The sequence below is a fragment of the Shinella granuli genome, from assembly GCF_004341885.1.
In the GTDB taxonomy this organism is placed as follows: Bacteria; Pseudomonadota; Alphaproteobacteria; order Rhizobiales; family Rhizobiaceae; genus Shinella; species Shinella granuli.
In genome coordinates this window covers 151,531-177,715 of sequence record NZ_SLVX01000012.1, presented here as the reverse complement: position 1 = coordinate 177,715, position 26,185 = coordinate 151,531, and the positions used below count along the sequence as shown (strand labels likewise).

The window sequence follows — 26,185 nt, the reverse complement described above, 5'->3', positions numbered from 1 at the left end:
GGGCACGGATGATCATCACCCTCGAGCCGAAACTGCGGTGCACGCGGTGCGGCAACCGGGAGGCCAATGATTTCGTGCTGGCTAAGGTGGGGCGGTGAGGCTGTTACAAATTCGCCTTGCGGCAATATCTCTTCACCTCTAGATTGAGTTAGTGCTATCTGATGGGGTGAGATGATGCGCAGTCTCCTGTTGGTGCTTCTTTTCGCCTCCGCATGTCCTACCGTTGGGCAGGCGACGATAGACCCCTACGATGTCGTGGTTTCGACAACGACGTCGTCAGGCGATCAAAACACAATCAGGGACTTTGAATCCGTTCAGGTTGCCCAGTTCATCTTGGGTCAGATCAAGGTGGAGCACAAGGATGTCAATCTCCTGTGCTCTAAGCGGTGGCCCGGCGTGATCGCTTATTACAATCAGACCTTCTTCACGATCAACGAGCGTGCGGCGCGTGACTTAGCTGCCGGAAAACTCCAACTGCTGGGCGAAGACCAAGAGGCAGTACCGTTCGATAGTGCTAGCAGCCCGTTCTCAGCAGACCCGAAAAGCGTGCAGCGATTGGCGGACCGTGCAGCACGGCAATGCGGGCATTCAACGGAATCGGAACAGAACATAGCCAGTGAGAAAAAGGCCGTTATCGTAGCCAAAGCGAAGCCACGCAATTCCAAACAGGAAAACGTACTGAACCACATTGCCGAAGTAATGGTCATCGACGAACTATGCGATATGCTAGAGATCAATACTGTATTTTTGAGCATGGCTGCGACATACAATGGAGTCAGCGGAAGGGATATTGCAAGCGGCGGAAAATATCACGACAAACTGGTCGCCCTTGTGCGCATCAAGAGATCAGAAATGCTCAACATTGGCGCGGATGAAGATTTGGTTTGCGCATCTGGAGAGCTCTTGTACGGCCCGTCCGGGATAAACGTTAAGGGCCTCCTAACGTCCTCGTATTAGCGTCAGCCACCATGAAACTAATCATCGCCACAATCACCACACTGGTAGTTTTCACATCTGCCGCCGGACACGCGCAAAGCTGTAAGGCCGCAAAGACCTGCGCAGAAGCCGTCGAGATGTGGTGTGAAGGCTACTCCGGCGCAGACAGGGACGACGACGGAATACCCTGCGAGAATGTGTGCAAGTCAAAAAAGCGCGTGGATGCGCTCAAGAAAGAGATTGAGGCGTGTGAATGACAGGGGAACAGGCTTGTCGAACGTGCCAGGAGCATCATATCCCCGCCTTTTCCAATGCCTCTTCTCCGCCCTCGCAGAGCTCGCCCCACTTCTCGTCACGGCGAATCCGTCGATATGCCGACCTGGCAGAATTCACGAAATCGAACCATAGGTGATCCGGCACCTGAACGGCCCGTCGACGATCCCGAAGCGCCGGTGGCAGCGCCGCGAGATTGCCGTCGGGGCGCTCGACAATGACGCACTCGCGGACCGTCCAGCCGTCAATCTCGACATCGAATATCGCTTTGGTGCCGCCCGGTCCGGGGCGCATGTTTGTGATGTTAATCATGTTCTTTTTTCCTCATGATGGGCGATGGCCACTCGCTCGAGTTCGGCCAGTTGTGTTGGGCTAAGAGGTGCCGGCCGGGTCTCCCCAGGCGCACCAATCCGCGGCACGGACAGGGAATACCCATCGCCTCGGCGGATCAGGGCGCAGCCCGGCAGGACGAGACCGCCGATCTCTGCGGTGAAGGTGCAGCAAATGCGTCCCGAGGACGGATTCATCTGAGTTATCTTGATCATTGGACTTCCGTATTCACTGGTAACGTTCGCGCAAGCGAAGATGGAGATGGTGCGCGCCCACGAGGCGATGCAGGAGATACGACATGGATGAACCCACAAGTGTCTTCCGGTCCACCACGGAGCGGACAGCATGGTCGATCGCCGCCCGGCACCTGGCCGCAGGCCAGAAAGACCCGGTTCCAATGATCGTGGATGCCATAGAAGAAGAGCGGCAACGGTGCATCGATCTGTTCGTCGCGGCGACGGGCGACCGGTCAGCCGTCCCCGTCTTCATGGTCGATCCGGACCACGAGTGGTAGGCCCCCCAGGACGGGTCCCTTTTCCGCCAAAAAACAGCCATTGCGGGTCGGACGTCCCGGCGCTCGGCCAGGCACAGCGCGGCAACCTCAGCAACCCGTTGCCGCCGTTGCTGAGCAAGGAAGCGACATTAAAGGGTGTTGATGCCCACGAGGCTAAGGAGCCAAATCGAGGTGGGCTCGCCCAGCTGTGCGAGACCGTAGACTAGCAATGCGGCACACGGGTAGAGTAGAAGGGAAGAGATCAGCCTAAGCGTGTTCATGGAGACCTCATGTCGAACGATGAAAATAACGGCATGCCGAAGACGAACGCATGGGACGCCGTGGCATTTCTTGCGCGAAGTGGTTTAGGGGCGGTTCCAGTCGCTGGAGCGTTTCTTTCTGAAGTCGTCAGCACGCTGATTCCGAACCAAAGATCAGCGCGAGTGGAGGCTTATATCAAGGCGCTCTCGGAACGTCTCGATGCCGTCATAGATAACGAGGCTATGAGAGATCTAGCTAATCCATGGAAGATCGACCTTTTCGAGGAAGGTGCCTTCCAAGCAGCGCGGGCTGTGACGGATCAGCGTAGAGAATACATCGTATCCGTCGTAAGCCGCGGACTGACCGGAGATGACCTGGCCGCTGCCGATGCTAGAACGATATTGAGCATCATCAAAGAATTGGATGAACGCCAAATCCTCATTCTTGCGAGATATCTTCCGCAGTACGGATGGGGCAGTGATTACTACAAACAACACGCTGCCGTTCTAGACATATCAGAACCTCTCACCATGGGGTCTTCACAGCAGACTCTTACGAAGCGCGCTTATTACGATCACGCGGTAAGCAAGCTGGTAGCGCTGAATCTCCTGAAGGAAAGCTTTAGGACGGGAGAATACCAACTACCGAAGCTCGATCACAACGGACGGCCAGAGGTCAGCAACCGCACTTTAGCGAGGCTTGGTGCTCAGGTGCTTGAGCACCTTGGCTTTGAGGTTAATATTGAAAGCTACTACTAGCAGGCCTAACCCCTAATTCTCGTCCGTGCGCCCATACCGGCGAGTCTTAGCCCATTCCGCAGGCGTTGCCGGCGTGCCGTCCGGCGCGTCTGAACGCGGCGCTGAAGGCCGTTGAAGCCGAAGCCGAGCGCCTCGAAGGCGAACGACCCAAGCATCATTGGTGTTGGTCCGGACATGGGGGCTCCTTGCGCGACGGGGAGCGGCGCGCTATGGTTGTGAAAAATGCGAAGACCGTCGGGAGGGGCGTCCGTTGGACCTGCTGTTTTTCTTTATTCCGCAGATCATTGTCGTGTTGGTTATAGCGGCTTCGCTATATCGCTATAGCAAAGGAACGTTGACGCAGGCGGCGCTAGTCAAGAATATCTTAATAAATATTGCGATCGGGACGGCAATTCTATGCTACACAATGTATACGACGAACGCTGAGGCGAAGCAGTCAAGCAAAGAAACTATCGATCGAATCCTGACCGAAAATCAAGCTGTTTCAAACCTGCGGGTGAAGCACTTACAGGCGCCATTCTTTTCCACAATGCCGTTCAGCAGCGACGGCGAATACAGTGGTTTCTTCACGATTCAAAACGAAAGGAAGCCACTGAATTCTGATTGCGAAATCGAGACCTTTGATTACAGGTGGCGATCAATTGATGGCCAGCGGTATGTTATCAACATCGAGGGGGCGACGCTGGCTCGAATGATTGCCTGCAACGGCTAACAACTAGCCTTCCGCTTGGCCCGCTTCGCCCTCACCTCGCATGGTTGCTCAAACGCGCCGCGCCAGATCCCCACCTTTGCCACCTCGGCCTCAGCCTGGGCTTCAGCGAACTCTCCGTCGCTATAGCGCGGCCAGTCCAGCGCCCAGCCATTGCGGACCAGCCAAGTGGCCACAGACAAGCCGTCAGCGCGAAAGCAATTACCGACCATCCGGCCGTAGCGATCTCGCTCGACGAACTCGCACCGCGTCGGGCGTGATTTCGCGAGCCACTCATCAAGTGCGAAAGCCGCTTCCTTGCCGCACCGGTACTCGTCTCCGATCGCGTCCTTGCAGCGCTGCCAGCTTTCCGGCGCGTCAACGCCGTTAAACCGAATGCGCTCTCCTGAAATGTCGATCGTGTCGCCGTCGATCACGGAGGCGCGCCCCTCCACGGTTTGCGCCATGGCGGGTGATGCCAGAATCAAAAAGAGGGCTAAGCCGATGCGGATCATGCTTCCTTCGTGCACTTTTTTGAGGATGGTGGATTGCCACACGCTTTCCGGAGGTTCTTGTGGCTGGCACACTTGCCGGTGGACTTGATACGCCAGCCCGGTCCGCCTCGCGAGCCGCAACCGCTTGCCGCGATCTCATAAGGACCTTCTGCTGCAAGAGACAGCGTCGGCGGGAACAGAAGACATAGTGCGATCATGGCGGCGTTGATTTTCATGAGCCCCTCCCCAGTTCGCAATATATTGCGATGTACCTGGAAAGATTTCAACCTTTGATAATCGCTTAAATTGGCTCACAACTAAGTTGTGCTATGGCGCCGCCGCGGCCCGCGCGAGGGCGGGCAATAGTTGGGATGAAGTGCCGCTGGTTAGCGCTCGTGGAACAAAGTGCGGCTTCCGGAATTCGAGCTCAGATTTCCTTTTTGGGAGGCTGAGATGCTCGAATTTGGGAAGCGCCTACGCGAGAACGACAAAACACTCGTGGCCGCCGCGGCGCTGATCGTCGCCGGGGTGATGGCGATCGGGGTGCCGCCGCTGGTGCTCTTCGGTGGTTGATGCGGGTTGAGTTCAAACGGCCGACAGGTCAGCCAAGGCCGCGACGACAGCCTCGTCGATTAGCGCCTTGATTTCCGAAGCGGACGTCATGCCGACTAGTTTGGGGGTAACTTCAGCTCCAATGGAACGGCACCGCTGACGGACGATGCCGAATTCATCGACGATGTGCCCGGCTGCGTCGTCGATGGTGACGAAACGGGCGCTTTCTCGCTCGAATTCGAGCTGCTTCAGACGGGCGGAGAAGTTCTCTTTGACGGTTTCGGCGTCGGCCCGCGACCAGAGCAGTTCGCCGTCGATCGCCGTCACTTGTGTCAACTCGGTGTCCGCAACTTGACGAATTCCGTGATCGGCCAGGCGCTGATCGGTGGCGAGGAAATCCACCTTGCCGTCGTCGGCATAAGCAAGAATTCCTTTTTGTTTCCAGTCGGTTACAGTTTGTCTTGAGACGCCCTTGTAGGCGGCAAAAAGGGCCTGATTTCCCGTTTGGGCGGGTGCATTTGTCAAGTTGTCAACCTGTTTTAGAGCAGCCTAATTTGTCAGGGCCGAGGCCTGCGTGCCCGATAGCGGTCCGGGCGGCGGGTACGGTCCCTAAGGTAGGGGCTACCGGTGGCGCGCGTTCATCTCGGCGACGACCTTGGCCCACCCACTGAGCTCCGCGGGCTTCTCTTCGGTGGCGACGGCGCCGTTGCGCTTGTTGAACTCCGACACCACCTTGTCCCAGCCGTGTTGGAGGCGGCTGGGGTCCTTGACCTCCTTCCCGTTCAGGCGGGCAACCACCCGCGCCATGGTCGCCTTCGTCTCTGCCGCCTCTGCGGCCTCCCGTTCAGCACGGCGTCTGGCTGCTTCCTTCACGAGAACGTCATTGCGCGCCTGGGCTGGCGCAGGCGCCGATGCGACCGGAGCGGCGTGCCGTTCGGGCGGCTGATATCCGTAGCGCGCCTTGGCAATGGCGATGTTACGCTGGGCCATAGCCACGGCCGCGGCGGCCACCATTTGTTTCCGATGATCATCATCAGACATTGGCGGTCTCCTTGGGTGCGAGGCTGTATTCATATTCAGGGCTGCGCTCGGCGCGCTTCGGTGCGGGCTTCAGCTCGGCCGCAGCCTGCGATGCGGCATCTCGCTGATCATGGGCAGGGCTCCAGAACGGTGTGGCGTCGGCGTCGAGCGGCGGGAGCACGATTTCGCTGGCGAGCGAACCGATGTGACGGCCACCCTGGTCGGGAAGGAATTTCCTACGGCGGAAGCGCTTCAGAACAACCTCAAGCGTCCCGTGTTCGGTCTGAACCACTCCGTAGGTCATCGGATTTTCGTCAGTATCAGAGCGGTCACGCATCTGGCCGCGGCACCCTTTCTCGCGGGTGCGGACGTGGCGCTGAAGTGCAGAATCGATGGGCGAAGCGCTATCGATCGTGGCCCAGAGATCGACCACGTCCTCAGTCAGAACCTCCTGATACAGATTGGCCTGCGAACGCGAGTGCTCTGGACCTGCGAGGGCCGGCGCACCGTCCGGAAGGTCCGCATTGGCCTCGCGTACGGCGATGGAAGCCGCAGCGACTTCGGCGAGAAGTTCGCGGATGGCTAGTGCGGCGCGGGGGTACTCCTTGCGCAACCGCTTTTCAGCAGCTTCGGATGCGGCCTTAGCTTCGTCGTAACGGCGTTGGCGCTGGTCAGCGGCTTCGGCCTCAAGGGCGTCAGCATGCTGGCGTTCCAGTTTTGCAATCTTGGCGCGGCAGATGTCGACGGTGATGACTGCATCGGTTTTTGCGTCCGCCAAGCGCCGGAGCGCTGCAGCATCTTCGGACAGCAAACTGCCCTGATACTTTTCGTCCGCGGCAACCACTGCGGCTTCCGCAGCCTCCAGTTCGGCCTTGGCTTTTTCGAGCGCGACCGCAAGATCGCCGGACGACTGGCGGCCAAGACCGAAGAATTTTGTGACTTTAGACATTAGGGTTCCTTTCGGAGATCGGCACGCAGTGCCGCGATGGTGTGGGCGTCGACGAATCTGGCCGAGATAGCCCCACTGGCGGGCTCATCCGCGCCGAAGACGACAACCTGGCCGGCGATTGCGATGGTGGCTGCCGGCGGGTCGATGTGGACCGCGATGTCGGACGGGGGAACATCCTCGCGGAATAGGAGGTCCGCAACTGCCTGATCGAACCGCGTGCCTTCGCCGTCGGCCAATGCGGCGAAGGTCGACGTAGTTGTCGCGGCTGCGCCGAGGCTCGTTTCGGTGATGGCCGCGACAAACAAAATGACGATCTCGTCGTGGCTGATGTCGTCCGGATATCGCCGGCTACCCTCGGTTTTCGAAAGAAGCCCGGCATCCTGCAGGCGGGCGGCTATGGTCTGTATGCGGCCAGGGCCGCGGCGAAGATGATGCGTGATGAGTTGCGCGGCTTCGTGAAGGCGCATTGTTGCTCCTGAATATTTGAAGGTTGGGGAATGGACCGGTAAAAAAAAGACCGCTCTGCCTGCGGCCAAGTGCGGGCAGAGCGGTCAGATGATCGCGGCCTGTCTGAGAAACCGCGATCCACGGAGATCGGCCCGGTGCGCGGTGACGCGCACACGGGGAGATCGCGCCGGGGAGAAGAGGCCCGGCGCGATTGGAATAAGAAGGGCCGCTGGGGGCGGCAAAGAGCTCGAGGGCTTGGCGCCTGCTGTGTCCGTGTGGAGGCTGCGCGTTCTGCCCTCTACCTGTATTGCCGCCCAGATGCATTTTGGGGACTAGGCGGCAGCAAGTTTTTTAAGATTGTCGTTGGCGGCCTTCAAGATGCGCTTGCCGAACCGTTCGGCCGTCTTCTCTTTCTTGCCGAACACCTCCCCGACTTCCTGCAGATTCGCCGCAGTGGTGGCGAGGTTTAGAGCCTTCCGCTCGTTCGCCGGAAGGGCTGCTGCCCAGCGCTTGAATTCGCCCTGCCGAGCCAACTCGTCGGAGATGTCCTCCCAACGTTCGGCTGGTTGCTTGCCTTTCGGGTTGGAAATCCATCCGCCAACGAAGGAGGCACTGATGTCCTCTGACCCGAGAGGCAGGCCGTCCGGGTAGCGCGTGACCGGCGGTCGCGGACCAGCCAGAAGTACGGCATGGTCCTCTGCCGTGAATCGAACCTTCCGGCGCATCTTGCCGCGCGGGAGGAATCGTAATTTCTCGCTGCCGTCTTCGCCGGTCTCGACCACGGACGAACGGTCGACCTTGTAAAGAGATGACCAGTACGACGCAGCGCGCACCTTCTCGGCGGGGTTCGGCTCAGGGCCTAGCATCTCGCCAAACTTGTCGTCCTGCCACAGGATGGTTCCGGCCTCGGCGCGCACCATCTTGATTTTAGTCTTGCCCGCCTCGATGCTCTTAGTTTGAATTTTAGTGTTGCCGTTTGCAATCCTGAGCTTGCCGGCACGCACGACGGTTCGGTGGAGCTTGCCGGCATCGTCCGGCACCGTTTGCATGGTGACGTCGGTCGGCTCGACCTCCCAGGCGCCCCCACCGCCGAGGCGAGCGTGCTTCCGAACTCCCAACGGCCCGGCCTTCTCGATGTAAGATTTCAATTCGGCATCGCTGGAGCCGGGGCGCATTCGCCGCTGAAGATTCGAAGCAGGCCGGTCTTCACCTTCGGCGTAGTTGTCGTTGTCGTGCCGCATCCAGTTAGTGCCGTCGAGATCGAGGGGCTTCCGCATCCTGGCCCACGTCAACAGCATGCCTAAGTCACTCGCGAGGTGGCCGTTCTTCGGCTTTTCCGTCGAAGCAGCGCGGTCGAAGATATCGGAATCGTTTGCCGGCAGGGTGGCCCAAATAGCCATAGCGCGAGCGAGCCATGCGGTTGTCGGCCCGTCGTTCTCCATGGGCACGGGGGAGCCTTGAAGGCGAACGTACCGTGAAGGCACTATGAGGCCGTCGCGGATGGCAGTAAAATGGAGGGCGATGCCGAAAAGGCGGCGCAGGCGTTCGGATATGGAAACATACCGACCGGACTCGGCGACGTTGTCTCCGTCGACGAGCAGGTCCAAAAATCGCTCTGGAATCCATGGCGCGTTCTCGGCTTCCGGGGAGAGTGGAAGCGGCTTTTCAAGTTTGGCAAGAGGCTGCTTGCCGGCCAGCCAAAGAGCTGTGGCGCGGTCGCTGTAAAGGCGTTGCCCCGGAAGAATATGGTCGCGACGGTTCCAGCGGTCCGCGGCAGTGCCGCGGGCGGTCGAAGATGTCATATGGATTTTCCCCAGTGTGCCCAAACGGGCGAAGTTGGCCTCAAGGCCATGGTGACGCGCCGCCGGTTCTCGGTCTTGCGCAATGCCGTCGAAGCGGCGAGCTTGATGTGGAATCGCGGCCATCAAACCGCTATTCTAAATGTAGTACCGTTTTACAAATTTGTCAAGATTTTTCTATTGACATCTGCGGAAAAGTATGATCGCGATCATCGGTCGATGCTTTGGAACCAAAATCACAACAAGACGTTTTCGGCCGCGGAGGTGCCCATGGACAACAGGGAAGATCGAATTCGACGTCGCGCGTACGAGCTGTGGCAAGCCGCAGGATCGCCCCGAGGAGATGGCGAGGAGTTTTGGCTCCAAGCTGAAGCGGAGGTCGCGCAAACCGATCCGATTATAGATCAGAATGCCCCGGACGCCGCTGCACGCCGCGAGATCGAGCGCGAGAAGCCGGAGACGGTGGTGAAGGTTGGCGATGGCAAGCGGAAGGTGGGTGGGCGATGATGCGGGTGTAGGCGAGGAGGTCCAGCCACTATCCGACCGCTCAAAGGCGGAGCTAGTCTTTATCTTTTCGGACTACTTTGTTGGATATGTAAACCTGCTGACCTCGTTCCGTCAGGGTGAGAAATTCTGCCATCTTGCCGTCTGTCGTCTTTGAGACTCGCGCGGAGATTAAGCCCAGCGCAATGAATTGAATCTTGATCGTCGCCCTATCTGTTGAATTTATTCGAAACGGAGTCCGCTCCCCCTTTTGTTCTGTCGCCATCGTCAAAGCATCGAGTATGATTCCCTCAGTGCGCGGCGTCGAGAGATTGCTGGCGAGACCTAAGAACAATTCTCTCCAGGTAAATTTCGCATTAGTATCAGGATACCGAATGCCTGAAGAGCTCTTATATTTGTAAGAATATCTGATCACTACCTCATCATCTAAGTCCGCTATGTCCGGAAATCTCTCTGTCGGTTCTGCTCTCATTTTTGCCAGTTCAGCTCTGAGACGGACGTTCTCCTGGAGAGCGGCGTTGGCCTGTTCCAGAGTTTCTTGATTGGCTGCGGCATTACCACGGATCCAGCCAGTTTGCGGATATGCGGTGAACGAATGCATGAGGGATTTGAGTACGGCGAGCTGCAAATCCTGCCGGTTGGTCCACTGACGAACTAGCCGTCCGCTCATCACCTTCTCCCTGAACGCGTTCAGGGAAGCGGCGAGCTTGGGCTTCACATCACTATTCTGGACCGAAATCGCACCAGGTTCGCCATGCACAAACGCGATGACAAACTTGCCCGTTTCGACTGCGTAGTCGTATTCTCTTTCCGTAAAGCTGATGCCCTCGGCATCAAGTGAGCCATATCTTCCACCCACGATAAGCAAGTAATAGTCACATTCATCGATAACTTTCTTGATGTACGTAAGTTGCTCGACGTCAGCGGCCGGAAACAGCTCCATTCCCGCGGGGATATGGTTTAGGTCGAGAATGTTCCTGATTGTATCCTGCCGCTCCTCAACGAGATCCCGGAACGTCGACGAGACGAAAACCTGATACTTCTTGTCAACCATGTCCAACCCTGCATTGCGTGAAATGCGATGTAAACTCGCGAGCACAGATGATGCAAGTCAGGGCGTGGAATTCCACCCCGGTCCCAGCCGGGGGTGGGTGTTCCACCCCCCAGGGGGTTATAGGGGGTGGAAGGAACAGGGGGGTGGTATAGGGGTGGTAGTAGGGTGGAACAGGGGGTGGTAGACTACGCGGCATGCCTATCGGAACCGAAGTCTTCCGATGCCAGTACGAGCCGCTGACGTGACTTCGAAGGCGGACCTTCCATCACGACCTTTACCTCACCGGACGAAAGCATCGCGTGCATGGCGGCTTCGAGCGCTTTCACAGTTACGCCGGCGCCCTCTGGCCGCGCTGCGATAATCTTTGGCGCATAGTTCACTCCCTTGGTTCGGGCAACGCGGTCGCCGGTCCGATTGATGGCGGAGAGAGCGTCGCGAAACACGCGTTCAGCTTGCGCTTGAACCATCACCGACGCCGCCGTTGGTTTCCCGTCATCCAACACGAATGCCCCATCCTTCCAGCGCAGCTTGATCTCGCCGCCCTTCCGGCCATAGTTTGCCTTCATCGTGGACAGGACGCGGAGGTCCGGGTCGTCCTTGTCGGCCGTGAGGTAGAGGCGGCTGCGGACACTGTTGTTCCACGCCGTCGATCCCGATGACCCCGTGCCAGATTGCATCCCCTGAAGCGACGGGTGAGCCAGAAGCACCACGGCGCAATCAAACCCAATTGCGATCTGCCGAAGGGCGCTGATGAACTGCCGGACCTGGCCGCGTTTGATTTCGTCGCCGCCGTAAAGGTCGGCCGCCGTGTCGAGCACGATGAGCCGCGGCCGGAAGTCGGCGGCGGCCTCGATGACTTTCTCCATCAACGGCGTCGGCTTCATATTGCCCGCCCGGTCCGGAACGAAGAGAAGCGCATCACGATCGGCAAGCGGAACGAGTCGAAATTCGGACAGGTCTCGAAGGCTTCTGCCGTGGGCCACGGTGATGTCCTCGAGCCGGCGCCAGAACTCCTCTTCCTCGTCTTCCGCGCCGACATAGAGCACGCGGCCGGCAACTGGACCTATGTCGAGCGTATCGACACCCATTGAACCAGCCGCCGCAATCTGAAGCGACAAAAGCGATTTCCCGACGCCGCCGTCCCCATTGACAATCGTGACTTGGCGGCTCGGGATGAGGTCCTCAGCGTACCATTCCCGTGTCGGAACGGGGCGGCCGAACCAGTCGGCGGGGTTGACCAGACGGAGCGCGCCCGGCACGTTGTCATTCGCCGGGATGGGCGGGAATAGTTCTTCCCGCAGCTTAGCCATCGATTCCGACAACGGCGTGGGTGCGCTTGCGATTGCGGGCGCGGCGCCGATATCGCGGCCGATGATGCGCATGGCGATGTCACCGTCGACCTCTGGGCCTGCGATCTGCTCCATGAAGGGATCCCCGAAGTCGCTGAAGAATACCAGCATGGACGTTGCTGGATCGCAGCCGTCGATTTCGTCAACTACGATACTGACGCGCTTCGCGTCCTGCGGATTGTCTGGCCAGATGTCGCCCGGCAGCATCTCCAGATTGGTGGGGTCGGCGTGTCCAAAGTCCGGTGATCCGTCCGGCAGCGCCGGCGCCAGAACGACGTTCACCGTAGCATGGCCGTGGTCGAGCAGACGGTCATAAACGCCGAAAACAATCTTCTCATGGCTGTCTGGGGCCGGGTTACTAAGCGGGGGAGGCATTCCCCGCAGTTCTTCGATGTTGGTATCAAGCTGCTTGGTAATTGGTGCCATTACGGTCTAACTCTCCCATGGCCAGCGCGATCAGCGCCGCTGATGTTTCGTGGGTGAAGGTAGCGACGGCGCTACCAAACGCGGACGGCGCGAACACACGCAGGCCGCAACCGGTCTGTTTCAGGGAGAGATTGTAGAGCCGCAGGCCGTCCATCTGGACATCTAGGCGAGCGACAAGCTTCCCGCTGCCTGGCGGCGCGGGTCTGAGCGATAAGATTTTCATGATGGTCCTTGTGTTAGGCGGCTTCGGAGCGCAACAACGAAACCCGGTCGCGCAGTCGTTCGAGCTTTGCGGTCGCTTGAAGTTGAGCCTCATTCAGGTATGCGTCAGGCGAGCCATCCGGATCGAGGCCGATCCGGCGCCACAGCTCTGCCTCGAAGGCGTCGAGGTCGGCTTCGGCTTGCACAAGTTCTTCTGTCATTTCTTCCTCCTAGATTGCGCACGAGGGCGCTACCGCCGAATGGGGCGGTGGGGGCGGTGGTGGTGATAGGGCGGGGTTAGATGGATGGTTAGGCGGCTTCCGGCTCGTCGGTCTTTATCTGCGCGATGCGCTTCAAGATGGAGGTGACGTCGTGCTCAGGCCTGTGCCGACGTAGTGGTCCCCGCTTCTCCTCGGGGAACATCTCTATCATTTCATCCTCTAACAGAAGAGCGGCCTCCAGCTCTGCCGTCCCGTACCCGCCCGACAAAACGCTCGCGAGGGCCTCGTCAAAGTGCCTTGCCGCCTTCGCCCTTCTTGTCAGAAACTCCAGCGCACCACGGATACCTCCGAAACCCGACACCGCGGACGGTTTCAACCCGGACGCCGAAAGCTTCATCAACCGCTGTGCCTTACGCTCGCCGACACCAGCGCGCTTAAGAAAAGGAAGCCATTCGCCGTGGCGGCATTCGGCTTTCGCGGCGATCAGCAGATGGCCGGCTTCGAGCGCTTTCTCGATGGACTGGCTGGCGAGGAGATCGGAGGCCTCGACAAGCTCGCGGACGGATTCGGCGGAGACGGATAGGGCGTTTGATGCGAGCTGGGTCATGCCACCGCCCTCGCGCCGGCTTCTTGCTCATCCAGCCACCGAGCAAGCGTTGACCGCCGGGCGGCGACGGTGCCCCCCAACTTGAAGTGTGGCAGCCCACATTCGTACACCAGCCGATACGCCTGGCGCTGCGTCACGCCGAGGTAGGTAGCGATGGCTTTTGCCCCCATCAGGATTGTCGGGTCATTATCGTTATCGTGCTTCATGTCGTCCCTCCATTTGGCGTGGGGAACCGCTCCCCACATTGAATATGTGCTACCATTAATCCACCTTTTATACATTAAACTTCTCTAATCTAATGGTACTCGCATGTTTCCATTAGCGAAATTAATTTGCGAGGCTTTCCTTGTTTTTCATCATGCTCCACGATATGGTGTGCGCCATATTATCAGTATAGAGTCAGGGCGATGGCGACAATCACTAAAAGGCGATGGACCACCAGCAAGGGAGAGGAGCGTGAGGCTTGGACACTGGCGTATACCGACCGGTCCGGAAAGCGACACAAAGAGCAGTTCCCCAAGAAGCGCGAAGCCGAAGCACGGCGCGTCGAGGTCGAGGGACAGATCAGCACTGGGGCGTTCCGCGCAGAAGCGGCAACCAAGACTGTCAAGGAGGCGATTGACGCCTACGTCATCCACCTCGAGAAGCGCCATGGTCGGGGCGAGCAGGTTACGACGATGTACCTGCGCAACACGAAGGGGCAGTTACGCACGCACGTCGAAACCGAGATCGGCGACACCAAGCTGGCCGAACTGACGGCCCGTACCGTCACCGATCTCGTCGACAGGTTGAAGGACAATGGCGTCGGTCTTCCGACGGTGCGCCGGGTTATCGGTGCACTGTCCCGTACCCTTCAGTTCGCCGTTGGGCAGGATCTCGTCGCATCAAACGTTGCAAAAGGTGTGCGCGTACTCGGCAAGCGTGGCGAGGGGTCTGAGAAGGTCGTCCCGCCATCCAAAGCCGTGCTTGCGAAGGTAATCAAAGCGGCAGCCGAGTACATGCCAGACGCCCCCAGAGGTTTTGGGCCGGAGGCCGAAGCGCGGTTTAGGAAGCGCGCGGCCGAGGCAAACGACTATGCTCTCCGCATAAAGTTCGCGGCGGCAACCGGCCTGCGGGCGAGCGAGCAATGGGCGCTTCGATGGAAGCATCTCGATCTGTCTGGCCGATCCGTGACCGTAGAAACCCGCCTCGACGCATTCGGGGAGTTCGACACTACCAAGTCTGGTGCCGGGCGGCGAACCGTCCCCCTCAGCCAAGCATTGTCCGATGAACTTGCGGCCCGTCGTAAGGTATCAAAATTCAACGGGGATGACGATTTTGTCTTTCCGGATTCCAACGGCGGCTTCACGCGGCATACGCAGTTCATGACGCGTCGCTTCAAGCCGATCCTTGCAAAGGCAGAAGCCCCTGCCCTCGGGTGGCACGCGCTGAGGCACTTCGCGGTTTCAACCTGGATCGAAGCTGGCCTGCAGCCCAAGGCCGTGCAGACACTTGCTGGACACGCGACATTCCAAATCACTATGTCGCGATACGGGCACATGTTTCCGTCCGATGATCACGGCGCGGCCATGGACAAGATCGCGTCACAGCTTTACGGCATTTGACAGGTCTTACGAGAATTCAATGGCGCATAAATGGCGCATGAAGCAATAAAGCGACTGATATTCCGGCATTCTCATAAAGCCTTTTAATCAGTAGGTCCAGGGTTCGAATCCCTGCGCGCTCACCACAGACGTCTCAATAAATTCGATGCGGTAAGCTGTAATACCAGGGACACGTTACCTGAATTTGCCGTCGCTTGCCGCGTTTTTGCGAGCATTTGCGGCACATGGCGCACGCATGAGAAACCGCCTGCCCCTCAAGTCAGGCGGTTTGATATTTCCTGTCCTCCGGTTGCGGTTCAATGCGTCGGATTCGCCGCAGCGGCCAAGCCGACCACCCCTGCCTGATCCCGACTCGCGGCTTCCGCCTCTTCTTCCTGGATTTCCCGTTCCGCCTGAAGCCAATGGCCCAGTGTGCGCCCGTCAGGCGACCCTTCCTGCTGCCATAGCTCGAAGGCGCGCGCCTTGATCCGCCTTTCGCGTTCGTCGTTCATGGCCGCTTACCTCAAGCCGAAGAAGGACAGGACGATCAGGACGATGACGACTAGTCCGACGATATAGATGATCCGGTTCATGGGAGCTCTCCTTTGCTGGGAGCGGAACTCTCACTGAAAACAGATGTTCCAACCGGATGCCGCCCACTCGGACCCTGAAGGCTAGAAATCCTCTGTTCCATCCATTGGGCTAGTGGGCCGGATCGGTCGGATCAAAGCGTCCGCACCAGATGCACGATGGTGATGCCGGCGCAGTATGCGGAAAACAGAACCACTTTTCATCAGATCACGACATGCGAGCCGAGTTCCACCACGCGGTTGGTCGGCAGGCGGAAATAGTCGGAGGGGTCGGTCGCGAGATTGGCGAGCCCGATGAACAGCCGGTCCTGCCACATGGGCATGCCCGACTGCGCATCGGGCACCAGCTTGCGGCGGCCGAGATAGAAGGAGGTGGACATGATGTCGAACTTGTGCCCCGCCTTGCGCATCAGGCCGAGCGCCTGGGAGACGTTCTGCATCTCCATGAAGCCGAAGCGCATCTCGATGCAGGAAAAGCGCTCCGAGATCTTCTCGACCGAGAAGCGCTCGGCCGGCATGACCCTCGGCGTGTTGGCGGTCCGCACCGTCAGGATGAAGTTCCGCTCGTGAAGCACATGATTGTGCTTGATGTTGTGCAGCAGCGCGGCGGGGGCGAAGTCCGGATCGCTGGTCAGGAAGATCGCGGTGCCGGATACCTGCACGGGCGCATGCGCCCCCTGCTTCTCCACGGATTTCACGAAGGCCGGCAGCGGCACTTCGATACGGCGCGTCTTCTCGCGCAGGATGCGCGTGCCGCGCGTCCAGGTCCACATGACGAGGACGACGGCGGCTGCGATCGCCACCGGCACATAGCCGCCGTCATGCACCTTCAGGAGGTTCGCGCCGAGGAAGGTGAGCTCCAGAAGGAAGAGCGGCAGCAGCACGGCGCCGGCGGCAAGCGGCGTCCAGCGCCAGCGCATGCGCAGGAACTCGAAGGCGAGCACGGTCGTCACCACCATCGCGCCCGTGACGGAAATGCCGTAGGCGGTCGCCAGCGCCTCCGAGGAGCCGAACAGGAAGACCAGCAGCATCACGCCGAAGAGCAGCACCGTGTTGACGGCCGGCAGATAGATCTGCCCGGTCTGGGTTTCCGACGTGTGATAGATCTCCATGCGCGGCAGGAAGCCGAGATGGATCGCCTGGCGCGTCAGCGAGAAGGCGCCGGTGATGACGGCCTGGCTGGCGATGATCGTCGCGGCGGTGGCAAGGATGACGACCGGCAGCAGCGCCCATTTCGGGAACATCAGGAAGAACGGATTGCCGATCGTCTCCGGATGGGCGAGCACCAGCGCGCCCTGGCCGAGATAGTTCAGCGTCAGCGCCGGAAAGACCAGGCAGAACCAGGCCCACTGGATCGGCCGGCGGCCGAAATGGCCGAGGTCGGCGTAAAGCGCCTCCGCGCCGGTGACCGTCAGGAAAACCGCGCCCAGCACGACGAGGCCGAGATAGCCCTCGTTATACATGAACATGATGGCGTAGTAGGGATTGAAGGCGGCGAGGATGCCGAGGTCGTCGCTGATATGGTTGAGGCCGGCAAGGCCCATGACGATGAACCAGATGGCGGTGATCGGTCCGAAGAACTTCGACACCGCTGCCGTGCCCCAGGACTGCACGGCAAACATCGCGACGAGGATGACGACGGAGATCGGCACCACGTAGTCGGCGAGTGTCGGCGTCACCAGCTTGGCACCCTCGACGGCCGAAAGCACCGAGAGCGCAGGCGTGATCATCGCATCGCCGATGAAGAGCGCGGCCCCGGCCGCCCCCAGGAAGAACAAGAGCGCCGTGCGGCCTTTCGTGGCTTTTGTCAGCAGGGCGAGGAGCGAGAGCGTGCCGCCCTCACCGTGGTTATCGGCGCGCAGCAGGAAGAGGACGTATTTGATCGTCACGATGACCGTCAGCGTCCAGATCATCAGCGAGATGAGGCCGACAACCTCCGTGCGCACGAGGCCGTTCTGCGAGATGGGGCGCAGCGCCTCGCGAAAAGCATAGAGCGGGCTCGTGCCGATGTCGCCATAGACGACGCCGACGGATCCGAGGGCGAGAAGGAACAGCGTGCGCGACCTGCTGCGGGAATGCGAGGCACTTGCGGCATGTGCTTGCATGGGCGTTCGGGCTCTAAAGCCAGCCTTTCAGCGGAAAAAGAAGAACGGGAGGATTGCCGACATCACGACAGCCCCCAGCGTGCGGGGGTGAGCGCAGGCGTTCTGCAGGACTCGAGCATCGACAGGCCCGGCAGGAAGTGCGCAAGCGCGAATGCGACATGAGGCTGTCGCAGGTCCTGGCGAGGAAAAACGGTGATCACCGGCGAATGGCTCCGCGGCGGACCATCGCTGACACTCCTGTTGGACGCCGCCCTTGAGCGGCCGGCCGCGCATATTGCGCGCCGCAACATAAAAAGCAAGGACCAGCTCTCCTTGTCCGCCATGGAAATGGAGACAGGACGCTCGTGGAAGCCGCCGGCAACCGGGGTGCCGTCTCAGCCGAAAGCGTCGATGACGACTTGAACATGGACAATCCGCCCCCCCCGAGCCGGGGTCTTTGCCCATGTACCGCTTCAGCGTGATTGAACAGACGTCGGCCGCGGCAGCGATGCCGTCGAGCGACTCCCGCCTGGCGAGCGCCTCTGGACAACCAGGTCTAGCGGTGAGAAGTTATTGCAATCAGAGGGAGGAAGAAATGTCGAACTACGTGGACGATATCGAGAGGGCGCTGGATCGCCTTGTTGAGGTACGACGCACACTCATTCCAAAGCTCGGAGACGACAAGGACGCATATGCCGAGCTGGCCGCCATCCAAAGTAGCCTGGTCCATTTGGTCAAGGCGCGTGACCAAGAGCGGAGCATCGCGAAGGGTTCGTCCGTGGCGCAGTCCATCGGGGTCGTGGCTTAGAAGCGGCGCCCGACGACATCGCCAGTCCGCACGCATTGCTGCGGGGTTGGATCGACTATGGTCGAAGAGCGCAACGAGGCCGTCATGGACAGGGAACGGTTCATTCTTCTGGTTCCGGTTGTCGCTTTCGCACGCGGCGCAGGCCTCGTGATCGGCGGCGCTGTCAGTAGACCGCGTATTTCAAAAGCCCGAGCGACCAGTTGACGCTGCGGTTTTCCGTGTCGCGGGTCCAGGTCTGCTGCAAGGTGCCGGCGATGTCCGCGATGGTGGTGCGGGCGTCGAGTTCCTTGGTCAGGCCGTAGTCGTTGGGGGCGACCTTGGTGAGGTCGACGTCGTCGGCGATGACGATGGCGACCAGCACGTTTTCGCTCGGGCCTTCCGCCTCGAAATCGAAGCCGTAATAATCGTCCGGAATGGTGAGCGGGGCATTGGCGGAGAGCGGCGTGATCTTGCGGGCCGCTTCGTTCGGGAAGATCTGGGTTGCCTTGCCCTCCTTGTCGACGTCGTAGAGGATGAGGTGCCCGCCCGTGCTGCTGGTCACGGTGATGCGGAAGACGTCGCCGGTCTTCAGGTACCCGGAGGAGAGCGCCACCTTGACGTCGCCGGTCTCGGCCTTGCCGAGGATATCGCCGACGGCATCCACCGGGTCGGCGGCGACATAGGCGGTCTGCTGGGTGTTCTCGACCTTCACCTCCTCGACCTTGCCGTAGTCGGGCGTCTGCTGCTGGGTGTCGCCGCCCGTCTGCGGCTGCTGGTATTGCTGGGCGTCGGCGGTCGGGGTGACGGCGCTGGCGCCGAGCAGGGCGTAGTTAACCTCCAGTTGCGGGTCGAGAGCCTGGCACTGGGTCTGCGCGGCGCAATAGGTCTGCGACTGCTTCTTCACATATTCGAGCAGTTCGGCATTGGAGACGATGCCGTTGCCGTTGCTGTCGCCCGCGGTGATCTCGTGGCCGTTCACATAGGAAAGCGTGAAGACGCCGTGGCGCTCGTCCGGCGGCAGGCGCGTGTCGTCCCAGGCGACCTGGTAGGAGGAGGCGGCGCTCCAGGCCTCCACCCCGTTCTGCTTGGCGATTTCGGGCTTGTCGACCACCGCGACGTCGATGCGCAGGCCGCGCGTCTTGACCGCCTCCACCGGCTTGGCGAAGGGGCGCGGCAGGAAGCGCGCGCTTTCCAGCACTTCGCCGACCTTGGGCGAGAGCGAGCGCGAGATCGTGCCCGAATGGCAGGCATCGATGACGATGGAGACGGCGCGGTCCTTGAGCTTGGCGAGCATCGCGTCGATCTCGTCGTCGAGGATGACATTGGTCCAGTCGCCGTCGCCGGCGGCGATGTCGAAGGTGGAGAGCGCCTCGTCCAGCCCGTCCTCCTCGTCGCCGCTCTGGTCCTTCACCTGCAGACCATGGCCGGAGAAGTAGAAGTAGACGCGGTCGCCGGGCTGGGTTCCGGCGATCAGCCATTCGTCGATGCTGGCGAGAATGGCGGCCCGGGTCGCATCCGCGTCACGCAGGATGCGGATCGATTCGGGGGCGAAACCCTGCTTCTCCTTGAGCAGCTTCTCGATCAGCGGCACGTCGTTCTTCGGGCCTTCGAGGAACATCTTCTCGGGCAGCGTGGCATAGGTGCCGATGCCGATCAGAAGCGCCCGGTCGGCCGCCTTGGCGCCGGAAACGAGGCAGAGCGAGAGGAGAAGAGCGGCGGCATAACGGATCATCAGAGCGTTTCCCGCGTATAGAGGGGCTGGATGGCGACGCTCGCCTCCTTGCCGTCGAGCCGGGTCAGGAGCGCCTTCAGCAGGGTTTCGGATGTCACGGCCTTGTCGGCGAGCACCGCGCCGATCGCGTCGACCGGTTCCGCGGTCCAGATCGTGATCAGGTGATCGGCGCCGAAGGGCTTGACCACCTCGACATCGGTCAGCTTGAACTGCGCGCTGGCGGTGCCGGCCACCTGCATGTCGAGGAACTGCACCTCGCCCGTATTGGCAAGGTTGAAGACCAGCATGTTGGGATAGCGGCCGGGCGGAGCGTCGAAGCGCAGGCGGTTTCCGGCAGCGTAGATGTCTTTCACCGGCGTCAGCGAGACGGAGCCGGGGTTCTGGCTGGCGAGCGCCTTCAGGAAGTCGAGCAGGACATATTTGTCGACCACCGCCTGGATGCGGTCCGCCCCGACATTTTCCGCCGCCACGTCGCCGTTCGGGGTGTAGAAGACGCCGCTCGCCACATCCCAGCGATAGGGCGTGCCGGCGCCGTCCGCGTTCTTCGGCCTGTCGGCGGTGCCGTCGATCTGGAGCGCGATGCTGCCCGTCCAGCCGAGGTCCTTGGCCGGCTTGATGGTTTTCTGCGTGACGGTTGCGGTGCTGCCGGTATCGGTGGTTGTGTCGGTCGTGTTGGCCGCAACGGGAATGCCGCGTGTCAGGGTGACGACGACCTCGCTCTCCGAGCGGGCGACCTGCGGCATGAAGTTCGGCACCTGCAGGGCTTCCGAGCGGTTCTTCACGTTGGAGAAGATGTAGTCCTCCAGCTCGATGCGGGTGATGACGCCGTTGCCGTCGCGGTCGGCGCTGCCTTCCACGGCGCGGGCGAAACTCCAGCTTAGCGCGCCGCGTGGCTCGCCGTCGATGATGACCTCCGGCGTCGGCTGGCTTTCCAGCGAGGCGGCCAGCACCGTTACCTGCTTGAAATCGATCTCCTTGAGGTTGGCGCCGGCCAGCGCCTCCTGCGAGGGCGGCGCGAGCTTGACCGTGACGGCGGGCGCAAGCCGGCTCTTGCCGGTGACGGAACGGCTCATGCCGCCGGAAAAGCAACTGTCGGACACGAAGAGCACATGCACGCCCTTGCTTTCCGCCTCGCCGAACCAGGCGTTCATCTCGTTGTCGACGATGATCTCGTTCGAGGTCTCCGCATAACGGTTGCGATCGAAGCCCGGCAGCTGGAGGAATTCGTCGAGCCCGTCGGCCTCGTCGCCGGCGACGAGCTCGGGCATCTGCGCGCCGTGGCCGGCATAGGTGAAGATGATCGTATCACCCGCCGCCGCCGCCGCGACCATATCGATCCAGGCCTTGCGGATATCGTCCTTGCGCGCCTCGGCATTGGTGAATTTCCGGACGGTGAAGCCCGCCGCGCTCATCGCGCGAGAGACGTCCTCCGCATCGCGCACCGCGCCGTCGAGGCTGACATCGTTGGGATACTGGTCGACCCCGACGACGAGCGCGTGGGTCTGCGCGGCAAAGGCCGGCACCGGCAGCGCGGCGGCAAGGGAAAGCGCAAAGGCGGCTCCGGCAAGGATGCAGCGCGGTCTTGCGCCCGGCCATGCGGGGAGCCGGGCGGTCAAGGCGCTCTCGCTCTTCGAGGAAAAGCGGGCATGCTCCGGCAGGGGAGGCAGCATCCTCATCACTCCACGTCCACTTCCACCCGGCGGTGCAACTGGTTCAGCGTTTCCGTGTCATAGGCACTGGCGTCGTCCGGCGTGAAGGGCTGGTCCTCGCCCTTGCCCACCACGGTGATCGCGCCGGCATAGCCGTTGCTGGAAAGATAGCCCTTCAGCGTCTCGGCGCGGGCGACGGACAGCCTGTAGTTGGCCTCCGCCGAGCCGACGGAGTCGGTATGGCCGATCAGCGTGATCGATGCGGGCTTGACCGCCTTCAGGCATTCCGCGAGGTCCTTCGCGGCCTCGACACCCTCCGGCGTGAAATCCGCCGTGCCGAAGACATAGCGCACGGGCGTCGACTTCTTCTTGATCTTCACGCCGCGGAAGGAGACCTTGCAGCCGCCGCGCATGGCAAGCTGCACGGGCCGCGGCGCGGCAAGGCGCATTTCGCTGGCGAGCTTGTCGAGGCGCAGGATGTACTGCTCGTCCGGCGCCATCCAGTCCGGCGTCATCGTCTCGTTCGAGCCGTCCTCCAAAGCGAGTTGGTAGAAGCGGGCGGCCTGTTCGTAATCCTTGCGCTCGCGCGCGAGATCGCCCAGCGCATCCAACACCTGCCAGGGACCGCCATACTGGCGCTGCAGCTCTTCCAGCGCCTGCTGGTGGTCGGAAAGCTTTCCGCCGGCGCCGACAGCGGCGACGATGCGGTTGAAGGTGACGAGCGACGCGACGCGGCCGGTGAGCGCGCGCTCGTTGGCGCTGCAATTGGCCGTGCTGGCCGTTTCGGCGAGCGCATGCGCCTTCTGTTCGTCCCCTGCATTGAGCGCCTCGACCACGCCGGTAAAGGAGTCGCAGGCCGCGGCAGCCGGAGCCGCTCCGGCCAGTACGAAAAGTGTCGCTGCAAGGGATCGCTTCAGCATTGTCGGTCCAGCCCTCATGTCCTCATGGAAGAAACGGACAGGGGCCCGAAGGCCCCTGCCCCATGCATCATTTGATCTCGAACGTCACCATCTGGACGCCGCTTGCCCCGTTGTCCTTCTCGGCCTGCTTGGCGAGATTGATGGCAAGACCCCGCGTCACCGGCTGCTTCGTGCTTGCGGCCAGTTCCTTGGCCTTCTCGGCCGTCAGCTTCTGGTCGCCAAGGCCGCCGATGCGGCAATAGGCGATCATCGTTTCGCCGGGCGACGGCGAATCGAAGGTGAGGTTGCCCGTGCCCGGCTGCGGGATCAGGCGGCGTTCCCCGGCATTCAGCGTCGTATTGCCGATCATCACGTCCGGAATGATCTCCACGTTGCCGGTATCCTCCACATACATCACCTGCAGCTCGCAGGCATGGTTGGTGCTCAGTTCGAAGGCAAGGTAATCCCCAACCTTCGCACTTGTCGATGCCACATGCACGGCAAGCTTCACCTTCTCGGCCTGCGCCTTGTCGTCCTGCTTGTAGGCCGGGACATAGGCCTTCTCCTCGGGCTTGGCATACTGGTCGCCGCCCGCAGCCTGGTCGGCCGGCTTCTGCTGGTAGTCGGTGCCGGAGGCCTGTTCCTGCTTCTGTTCCGGCTGCTGCTGGTAGGCATCGTTGCCGGCCGCCTGCTCCTGCTTCTGCTCCGGCTGCTGGTAGCCGGACTGCTGCTGTTGCTGCTGGTAGGCCGAATTGTCGGCCGACTGCTGGCCGGCATAGGCATCCGAATTGACGCCGCGCTTCAGCGGTTCGAGCTGGAGCAGCGGCTGCAGCATGTAGGCATATTGCTCTTCCACCTCGACGCGCGGGATGGTGGCGCCTGCTTCAAGCGTCGCGACCCAGTCGAGGCCGATGCGCAGCGCATTGACGTCGGTGAGGCGGCGGATGTCAGACGAGAACTCCTCCGGCGTCATGTCGAACTCGGCTGCAAGCTGCTCGAAATTCAGCTCGTCCTCGTACTTGTCGGCGAAGTAGGTGAAGATCTCCGCGCCGCCGGGGGCCTTCAGGCTGGTCTTGCCGCCGCCGGCCGTCGGTTCCGTGATGCCGAGGCGGTCGAGCGCGGCGACGAAGCGATCCGTGTCGCGCTTGTAGACCTCGTTCAGCTCCTCCTGCGGCACGTAGACGGCGAGCAGCTCGTCCTGCTGGTCCTTGGAGAACAGCGTCGACGTCTCGATATGCTCACGGATCTGATCCCGCTTGGAGAGAATGCCGTCGAAATGGCAGTCGAAGCACGAGCGCGCATTGATGATCTCGACGCCCTTGCCGATCGGCCGCTTGCGGAAGGAGACGATCGACGTCGGACCGACATCGAGCTGGTCGCCCTTGTTGGTCGACAGGTAGTAGCCCTGCATGCCGTTCGGGAGCGAGAAGATCATTTCGCCGCCGTCATGCTCGAAGGCCTGGAGGCCGGCCTTGAGGCGAACACCCTCCGGTCCTGCCGGGAAGCGCTTCAGCACCTGCCGGCCGACATCGCCGGCGAAGTCGTAGGACTTCCAGTAATAGCCGCCGAAGGGCATGTCGTGCCGTTCCAGCATGCGGTTGTGGTCGGAAACGCCGGACGAACCGTCGGCAAAGCCGGCGCGGACGATGCGGCGGCGCTCGATGTTCTGCTCGACGGGCACGCCGAAGCGCTTTTCCAGCTCGGCAATGTTCGTCGGCAGCTTCATGAGGCGGTTATAGACCTTCGGCCGGGCGCCGTTGCTCATGAACCAGTCGACGCGCATGATCGGCAGTTGCGTCTGCGTCGCCTTGGCAAGCGAGTGCAACTGGGCGTCGCTCACCGGATCGACGCCGTAGAAATACTCGTTGATCAGGAAGTCGTAGTCCTCCTGGCTCCATTCGAGATCGCGCAGGTCGACGCGCACGAGCAGGCCATCGGAGCCTGCCACCTCTTCCGGAAGCACCAGGTCCGGCCCGTAGGAGAGCGAGTTGAGCAGCTTCTTGAAACCGCCTGCCAGCACCCTCATGCGCTTCAGGAAGGTCTCGTGGCTCTCGCAGCTCATCATGCCGTTGTACTGGTCGCGATAGCTGAAGTAACGCATGAAGGGCTGGTCGTGCTCGTCGACCTTGGAGATGTCGCGCAGCGCCAGCTCGACGAAATCGAGATATTTCAGCATCGGCCGCGAGCGCTCGGTCTTCGTGGCGGAGACGGCCGTCGGGATGGCTTCCTTGTTCAGCGAGTTGATCCAGTTGGCAAGGCTCTGCACCTCCGCATCGTCCGGGCGCTTGCCGAGCGGCATGCGCCCGCTCGTGACGCTGGTGTAGAGCAGCGACTTGGCGGCATCGCCCGGCGTCACGAAGGCCGGATTGGCGGCGATCGAGGCAAGGTCACCCGCCGGGAACGAGCCCTGCGAGCTTTCGCCCGGGCCATGGCAGTTGCGGCAATATTTGCCGATGAAGGCATCGGCCGCCGAGGCGAATTCGGCGCTGCCGCCGCCGGCGGTCAGGGCGCTTTCGGCGGTCGCTTCACTGCAGACCGGCGCGGTGCTGGTCTCGACCGGCGTCACCTTCACCTCGCGGTCGGCGAGGAAGGCGTACATCGCTTGCTTGTCCTCGTCGGAGAGCGTCGAAAGGCCCTGCGCGATGCGGCGCATGACCGGGTCGGACAGCGGCGAACCGGAGAGCTTCTTGCCCTCGTTGATCAGGCCCCTGGTAAAGACCTCATGCGAGGCAAGGCCGCTCATGCGCGCCTTGGTGATATCGGGTGCGACGGCGCCGGTCAGGCCCTTCTCGCCCTCATAGGCGCGGGCGAGATCGAGGCCGTAGGTCGTGGTGCGCGGCGTGTGGCAATCGCCGCAGCCGCCGACATTCTCGATCAGGTAGCGGCCGCGCTCCATCTGCGTCTCCTCGCGCGGCTGGTAGGCCGGCACGGTGAAATGGCTGCGCTTCCAGAGCGTGATCGTCGTCTGGCGGCTGAACGGGAAGGCGATCTCGTGTTCCTTCGAGGCGGCGTCGGATTGCGGCAGCGTCTCGATATAGGCCTTGATATCCAGCACGTCCTCCGGCTTCATGCCGCCATAGGACGTGTAGGGCATGACCGGGTAGAGATTGTCGCCGTTCCTCTTGAGGCCGACCATCACGGCATTCAGGAAGTCCGCATTCGACCAGCCGCCGATGCCGTTCGGATGGGCGGAAATGTTCGGCGCGAAGAACTTGCCGATCGCCGTCTGCATCTCCATGCCGCCGGAGAGCAGCTCGATATTGTCGCCCGAGCCGTGGCAGGCGCCGCAGCCGGCGGCGTTGAACAGGAGCTTGCCGTTTTCCGCATCCGCCTTGTAGGTGCCGAAGGCATCCGGCGCGAACTGGTCGACGGCGAGCGCCCCGGTCGGACAGAATGCCGCCACGGCAAGGCCGAAGGCAGCGGCAAGCCGGGCGCCGGGGCTGAAGAATGATGTCCTGAACATGCGCATGGCTTGTTCCTTTCGCTCCATGGAGCCGGC

Annotated in this window: 29 protein-coding genes; 8 read left to right on the top strand and 21 right to left on the bottom strand. The window is 61.3% G+C overall.

Going from position 1 to position 26,185, the window contains the following annotated elements:
• The first annotated feature begins 171 nt into the window (after positions 1-171).
• Entirely contained in the window at positions 172-957 is a 786-nt protein-coding gene (locus EV665_RS19135) for a hypothetical protein (RefSeq protein WP_133035304.1), read from the top strand.
• A 270-nt stretch (positions 958-1,227) separates the two neighbouring features.
• Here the strand turns inward: EV665_RS19135 and EV665_RS19125 are convergent, their stop codons facing one another.
• Positions 1,228-1,521 (bottom strand): hypothetical protein, encoded by a 294-nt coding sequence (locus EV665_RS19125; RefSeq protein WP_133035302.1) that lies wholly within the window; start codon positions 1,519-1,521, stop codon positions 1,228-1,230.
• Positions 1,518-1,754, bottom strand: a complete 237-nt coding sequence (locus EV665_RS19120) for a hypothetical protein (RefSeq protein WP_133035301.1) — start codon at positions 1,752-1,754, stop codon at positions 1,518-1,520. Before EV665_RS19120 ends, EV665_RS19125 begins: the two co-directional genes overlap by 4 nt.
• Before the next feature lie 83 nt (positions 1,755-1,837).
• On the opposite strand from EV665_RS19120, the gene EV665_RS19115 reads away from it, so the two are divergent.
• From EV665_RS19115 to EV665_RS19105, 3 genes are all read left to right on the top strand, one after another.
• A complete protein-coding gene (locus EV665_RS19115; protein ID WP_133035300.1) occupies positions 1,838-2,053 on the top strand; it encodes a hypothetical protein in 216 nt (71 codons plus the stop codon).
• 269 nt (positions 2,054-2,322) lie between these two features.
• Positions 2,323-3,051, top strand: a complete 729-nt coding sequence (locus EV665_RS19110; RefSeq protein ID WP_133035299.1) for a hypothetical protein — start codon at positions 2,323-2,325, stop codon at positions 3,049-3,051.
• A gap of 250 nt (positions 3,052-3,301) precedes the next feature.
• Complete coding sequence (locus EV665_RS19105; RefSeq protein WP_133035298.1) at positions 3,302-3,763, top strand: hypothetical protein; 462 nt, start codon at positions 3,302-3,304, stop codon at positions 3,761-3,763.
• Here the strand turns inward: EV665_RS19105 and EV665_RS19100 are convergent.
• From EV665_RS19100 to EV665_RS19070, 7 genes are all read right to left on the bottom strand, one after another.
• A complete protein-coding gene (locus tag EV665_RS19100) occupies positions 3,760-4,254 on the bottom strand; it encodes a thermonuclease family protein (protein WP_133035297.1) in 495 nt (164 codons plus the stop codon). The genes EV665_RS19105 and EV665_RS19100 overlap by 4 nt on opposite strands.
• Entirely contained in the window at positions 4,251-4,469 is a 219-nt protein-coding gene (locus EV665_RS19095) for a hypothetical protein (RefSeq protein ID WP_133035296.1), read from the bottom strand. Before EV665_RS19095 ends, EV665_RS19100 begins: the two co-directional genes overlap by 4 nt.
• Before the next feature lie 349 nt (positions 4,470-4,818).
• Entirely contained in the window at positions 4,819-5,310 is a 492-nt protein-coding gene (locus tag EV665_RS19090; protein WP_133035295.1) for a hypothetical protein, read from the bottom strand.
• Between the two features lie 96 nt (positions 5,311-5,406).
• Positions 5,407-5,826, bottom strand: coding sequence for a hypothetical protein (locus EV665_RS19085; RefSeq protein WP_133035294.1), 420 nt, complete (start codon positions 5,824-5,826; stop codon positions 5,407-5,409).
• The gene (locus tag EV665_RS19080) at positions 5,819-6,754 is read right to left on the bottom strand and encodes a hypothetical protein (RefSeq protein WP_133035293.1); all 936 of its coding nucleotides are present in this window, start codon (positions 6,752-6,754) and stop codon (positions 5,819-5,821) included. Before EV665_RS19080 ends, EV665_RS19085 begins: the two co-directional genes overlap by 8 nt.
• A complete protein-coding gene (locus EV665_RS19075) occupies positions 6,754-7,221 on the bottom strand; it encodes a hypothetical protein (protein WP_133035292.1) in 468 nt (155 codons plus the stop codon). Before EV665_RS19075 ends, EV665_RS19080 begins: the two co-directional genes overlap by 1 nt.
• Positions 7,222-7,533: 312 nt before the next feature.
• On the bottom strand, positions 7,534-9,003 hold the full coding sequence (locus tag EV665_RS19070; RefSeq protein ID WP_133035291.1) for a hypothetical protein: 1,470 nt from the start codon (positions 9,001-9,003) through the stop codon (positions 7,534-7,536).
• Here EV665_RS19070 and EV665_RS32870 point away from each other — a divergent pair, their 5' ends adjacent.
• Positions 9,004-9,507: a DUF2934 domain-containing protein gene (locus EV665_RS32870; RefSeq protein ID WP_245507762.1), complete on the top strand. Its 504-nt coding sequence runs from the start codon at positions 9,004-9,006 to the stop codon at positions 9,505-9,507.
• 52 nt (positions 9,508-9,559) lie between these two features.
• Here EV665_RS32870 and EV665_RS19060 read toward each other — a convergent pair whose 3' ends face one another.
• The 6 genes from EV665_RS19060 to EV665_RS19035 form a co-directional block, all read right to left on the bottom strand.
• Entirely contained in the window at positions 9,560-10,558 is a 999-nt protein-coding gene (locus EV665_RS19060; protein ID WP_133035290.1) for a DUF4062 domain-containing protein, read from the bottom strand.
• A gap of 185 nt (positions 10,559-10,743) precedes the next feature.
• Positions 10,744-12,333, bottom strand: coding sequence for an AAA family ATPase (locus EV665_RS19055; protein ID WP_133035289.1), 1,590 nt, complete (start codon positions 12,331-12,333; stop codon positions 10,744-10,746).
• Positions 12,308-12,487 carry a hypothetical protein gene (locus tag EV665_RS19050; RefSeq protein ID WP_133035288.1) on the bottom strand — a complete coding sequence of 60 codons (180 nt, stop codon included), beginning with the start codon at positions 12,485-12,487 and terminating at the stop codon, positions 12,308-12,310. The genes EV665_RS19055 and EV665_RS19050 overlap by 26 nt, the downstream gene beginning before the upstream one ends.
• Before the next feature lie 82 nt (positions 12,488-12,569).
• Positions 12,570-12,755: a hypothetical protein gene (locus tag EV665_RS19045; protein ID WP_133035287.1), complete on the bottom strand. Its 186-nt coding sequence runs from the start codon at positions 12,753-12,755 to the stop codon at positions 12,570-12,572.
• A gap of 88 nt (positions 12,756-12,843) precedes the next feature.
• Positions 12,844-13,362 carry a hypothetical protein gene (locus EV665_RS19040; RefSeq protein WP_133035286.1) on the bottom strand — a complete coding sequence of 173 codons (519 nt, stop codon included), beginning with the start codon at positions 13,360-13,362 and terminating at the stop codon, positions 12,844-12,846.
• Positions 13,359-13,568, bottom strand: a complete 210-nt coding sequence (locus tag EV665_RS19035) for a helix-turn-helix transcriptional regulator (protein ID WP_133035285.1) — start codon at positions 13,566-13,568, stop codon at positions 13,359-13,361. The genes EV665_RS19040 and EV665_RS19035 overlap by 4 nt, the downstream gene beginning before the upstream one ends.
• Before the next feature lie 201 nt (positions 13,569-13,769).
• Here EV665_RS19035 and EV665_RS19030 point away from each other — a divergent pair, with 201 nt between their 5' ends.
• Positions 13,770-14,966, top strand: coding sequence for a tyrosine-type recombinase/integrase (locus tag EV665_RS19030; protein ID WP_133035284.1), 1,197 nt, complete (start codon positions 13,770-13,772; stop codon positions 14,964-14,966).
• Positions 14,967-15,262: 296 nt separating this feature from the next.
• On the opposite strand, the gene EV665_RS19025 is transcribed toward EV665_RS19030, so the two are convergent.
• Positions 15,263-15,457: a DUF2934 domain-containing protein gene (locus EV665_RS19025; RefSeq protein ID WP_133035283.1), complete on the bottom strand. Its 195-nt coding sequence runs from the start codon at positions 15,455-15,457 to the stop codon at positions 15,263-15,265.
• Positions 15,458-15,738: 281 nt separating this feature from the next.
• Complete coding sequence (locus EV665_RS19020; protein ID WP_133035282.1) at positions 15,739-17,640, bottom strand: potassium transporter Kup; 1,902 nt, start codon at positions 17,638-17,640, stop codon at positions 15,739-15,741.
• 192 nt (positions 17,641-17,832) lie between these two features.
• On the opposite strand from EV665_RS19020, the gene EV665_RS19015 reads away from it, so the two are divergent.
• Positions 17,833-18,042, top strand: coding sequence for a hypothetical protein (locus EV665_RS19015; RefSeq protein ID WP_133035281.1), 210 nt, complete (start codon positions 17,833-17,835; stop codon positions 18,040-18,042).
• Between the two features lie 172 nt (positions 18,043-18,214).
• The gene (locus EV665_RS19010) at positions 18,215-18,427 is read left to right on the top strand and encodes a hypothetical protein (RefSeq protein WP_133035280.1); all 213 of its coding nucleotides are present in this window, start codon (positions 18,215-18,217) and stop codon (positions 18,425-18,427) included.
• Between the two features lie 163 nt (positions 18,428-18,590).
• On the opposite strand, the gene EV665_RS19005 is transcribed toward EV665_RS19010, so the two are convergent.
• From EV665_RS19005 to EV665_RS18990, 4 genes are all read right to left on the bottom strand, one after another.
• Positions 18,591-20,138 carry a caspase family protein gene (locus EV665_RS19005; protein WP_064330192.1) on the bottom strand — a complete coding sequence of 516 codons (1,548 nt, stop codon included), beginning with the start codon at positions 20,136-20,138 and terminating at the stop codon, positions 18,591-18,593.
• The gene (locus EV665_RS19000) at positions 20,138-21,808 is read right to left on the bottom strand and encodes a caspase family protein (protein ID WP_162853104.1); all 1,671 of its coding nucleotides are present in this window, start codon (positions 21,806-21,808) and stop codon (positions 20,138-20,140) included. Before EV665_RS19000 ends, EV665_RS19005 begins: the two co-directional genes overlap by 1 nt.
• Before the next feature lie 5 nt (positions 21,809-21,813).
• A complete protein-coding gene (locus EV665_RS18995) occupies positions 21,814-22,707 on the bottom strand; it encodes an OmpA family protein (protein WP_162853103.1) in 894 nt (297 codons plus the stop codon).
• A 67-nt stretch (positions 22,708-22,774) separates the two neighbouring features.
• A complete protein-coding gene (locus tag EV665_RS18990) occupies positions 22,775-26,155 on the bottom strand; it encodes a c-type cytochrome (RefSeq protein ID WP_162853102.1) in 3,381 nt (1,126 codons plus the stop codon).
• Positions 26,156-26,185: the final 30 nt, after the last annotated feature.

What these genes read in the sequence shown, in the direction of transcription:
- EV665_RS19135 (WP_133035304.1), top strand. Translation starts at nt 172, where the DNA reads ATGATGCGCAGTCTCCTGTTGGTGCTTCTTTTCGCCTCCGCATGTCCT.
- EV665_RS19125 (WP_133035302.1), bottom strand. Translation starts at nt 1,521, where the DNA reads ATGATTAACATCACAAACATGCGCCCCGGACCGGGCGGCACCAAAGCG.
- EV665_RS19120 (WP_133035301.1), bottom strand. Translation starts at nt 1,754, where the DNA reads ATGATCAAGATAACTCAGATGAATCCGTCCTCGGGACGCATTTGCTGC.
- EV665_RS19115 (WP_133035300.1), top strand. Translation starts at nt 1,838, where the DNA reads ATGGATGAACCCACAAGTGTCTTCCGGTCCACCACGGAGCGGACAGCA.
- EV665_RS19110 (WP_133035299.1), top strand. Translation starts at nt 2,323, where the DNA reads ATGTCGAACGATGAAAATAACGGCATGCCGAAGACGAACGCATGGGAC.
- EV665_RS19100 (WP_133035297.1), bottom strand. Translation starts at nt 4,254, where the DNA reads ATGATCCGCATCGGCTTAGCCCTCTTTTTGATTCTGGCATCACCCGCC.
- EV665_RS19095 (WP_133035296.1), bottom strand. Translation starts at nt 4,469, where the DNA reads ATGAAAATCAACGCCGCCATGATCGCACTATGTCTTCTGTTCCCGCCG.
- EV665_RS19085 (WP_133035294.1), bottom strand. Translation starts at nt 5,826, where the DNA reads ATGTCTGATGATGATCATCGGAAACAAATGGTGGCCGCCGCGGCCGTG.
- EV665_RS19080 (WP_133035293.1), bottom strand. Translation starts at nt 6,754, where the DNA reads ATGTCTAAAGTCACAAAATTCTTCGGTCTTGGCCGCCAGTCGTCCGGC.
- EV665_RS19075 (WP_133035292.1), bottom strand. Translation starts at nt 7,221, where the DNA reads ATGCGCCTTCACGAAGCCGCGCAACTCATCACGCATCATCTTCGCCGC.
- EV665_RS19070 (WP_133035291.1), bottom strand. Translation starts at nt 9,003, where the DNA reads ATGACATCTTCGACCGCCCGCGGCACTGCCGCGGACCGCTGGAACCGT.
- EV665_RS32870 (WP_245507762.1), top strand. Translation starts at nt 9,004, where the DNA reads ATGGATTTTCCCCAGTGTGCCCAAACGGGCGAAGTTGGCCTCAAGGCC.
- EV665_RS19060 (WP_133035290.1), bottom strand. Translation starts at nt 10,558, where the DNA reads ATGGTTGACAAGAAGTATCAGGTTTTCGTCTCGTCGACGTTCCGGGAT.
- EV665_RS19055 (WP_133035289.1), bottom strand. Translation starts at nt 12,333, where the DNA reads ATGGCACCAATTACCAAGCAGCTTGATACCAACATCGAAGAACTGCGG.
- EV665_RS19050 (WP_133035288.1), bottom strand. Translation starts at nt 12,487, where the DNA reads ATGGACGGCCTGCGGCTCTACAATCTCTCCCTGAAACAGACCGGTTGC.
- EV665_RS19045 (WP_133035287.1), bottom strand. Translation starts at nt 12,755, where the DNA reads ATGACAGAAGAACTTGTGCAAGCCGAAGCCGACCTCGACGCCTTCGAG.
- EV665_RS19040 (WP_133035286.1), bottom strand. Translation starts at nt 13,362, where the DNA reads ATGACCCAGCTCGCATCAAACGCCCTATCCGTCTCCGCCGAATCCGTC.
- EV665_RS19035 (WP_133035285.1), bottom strand. Translation starts at nt 13,568, where the DNA reads ATGAAGCACGATAACGATAATGACCCGACAATCCTGATGGGGGCAAAA.
- EV665_RS19030 (WP_133035284.1), top strand. Translation starts at nt 13,770, where the DNA reads ATGGCGACAATCACTAAAAGGCGATGGACCACCAGCAAGGGAGAGGAG.
- EV665_RS19025 (WP_133035283.1), bottom strand. Translation starts at nt 15,457, where the DNA reads ATGAACGACGAACGCGAAAGGCGGATCAAGGCGCGCGCCTTCGAGCTA.
- EV665_RS19020 (WP_133035282.1), bottom strand. Translation starts at nt 17,640, where the DNA reads ATGCAAGCACATGCCGCAAGTGCCTCGCATTCCCGCAGCAGGTCGCGC.
- EV665_RS19010 (WP_133035280.1), top strand. Translation starts at nt 18,215, where the DNA reads ATGTCGAACTACGTGGACGATATCGAGAGGGCGCTGGATCGCCTTGTT.
- EV665_RS19005 (WP_064330192.1), bottom strand. Translation starts at nt 20,138, where the DNA reads ATGATCCGTTATGCCGCCGCTCTTCTCCTCTCGCTCTGCCTCGTTTCC.
- EV665_RS19000 (WP_162853104.1), bottom strand. Translation starts at nt 21,808, where the DNA reads ATGCTGCCTCCCCTGCCGGAGCATGCCCGCTTTTCCTCGAAGAGCGAG.
- EV665_RS18995 (WP_162853103.1), bottom strand. Translation starts at nt 22,707, where the DNA reads ATGCTGAAGCGATCCCTTGCAGCGACACTTTTCGTACTGGCCGGAGCG.
- EV665_RS18990 (WP_162853102.1), bottom strand. Translation starts at nt 26,155, where the DNA reads ATGCGCATGTTCAGGACATCATTCTTCAGCCCCGGCGCCCGGCTTGCC.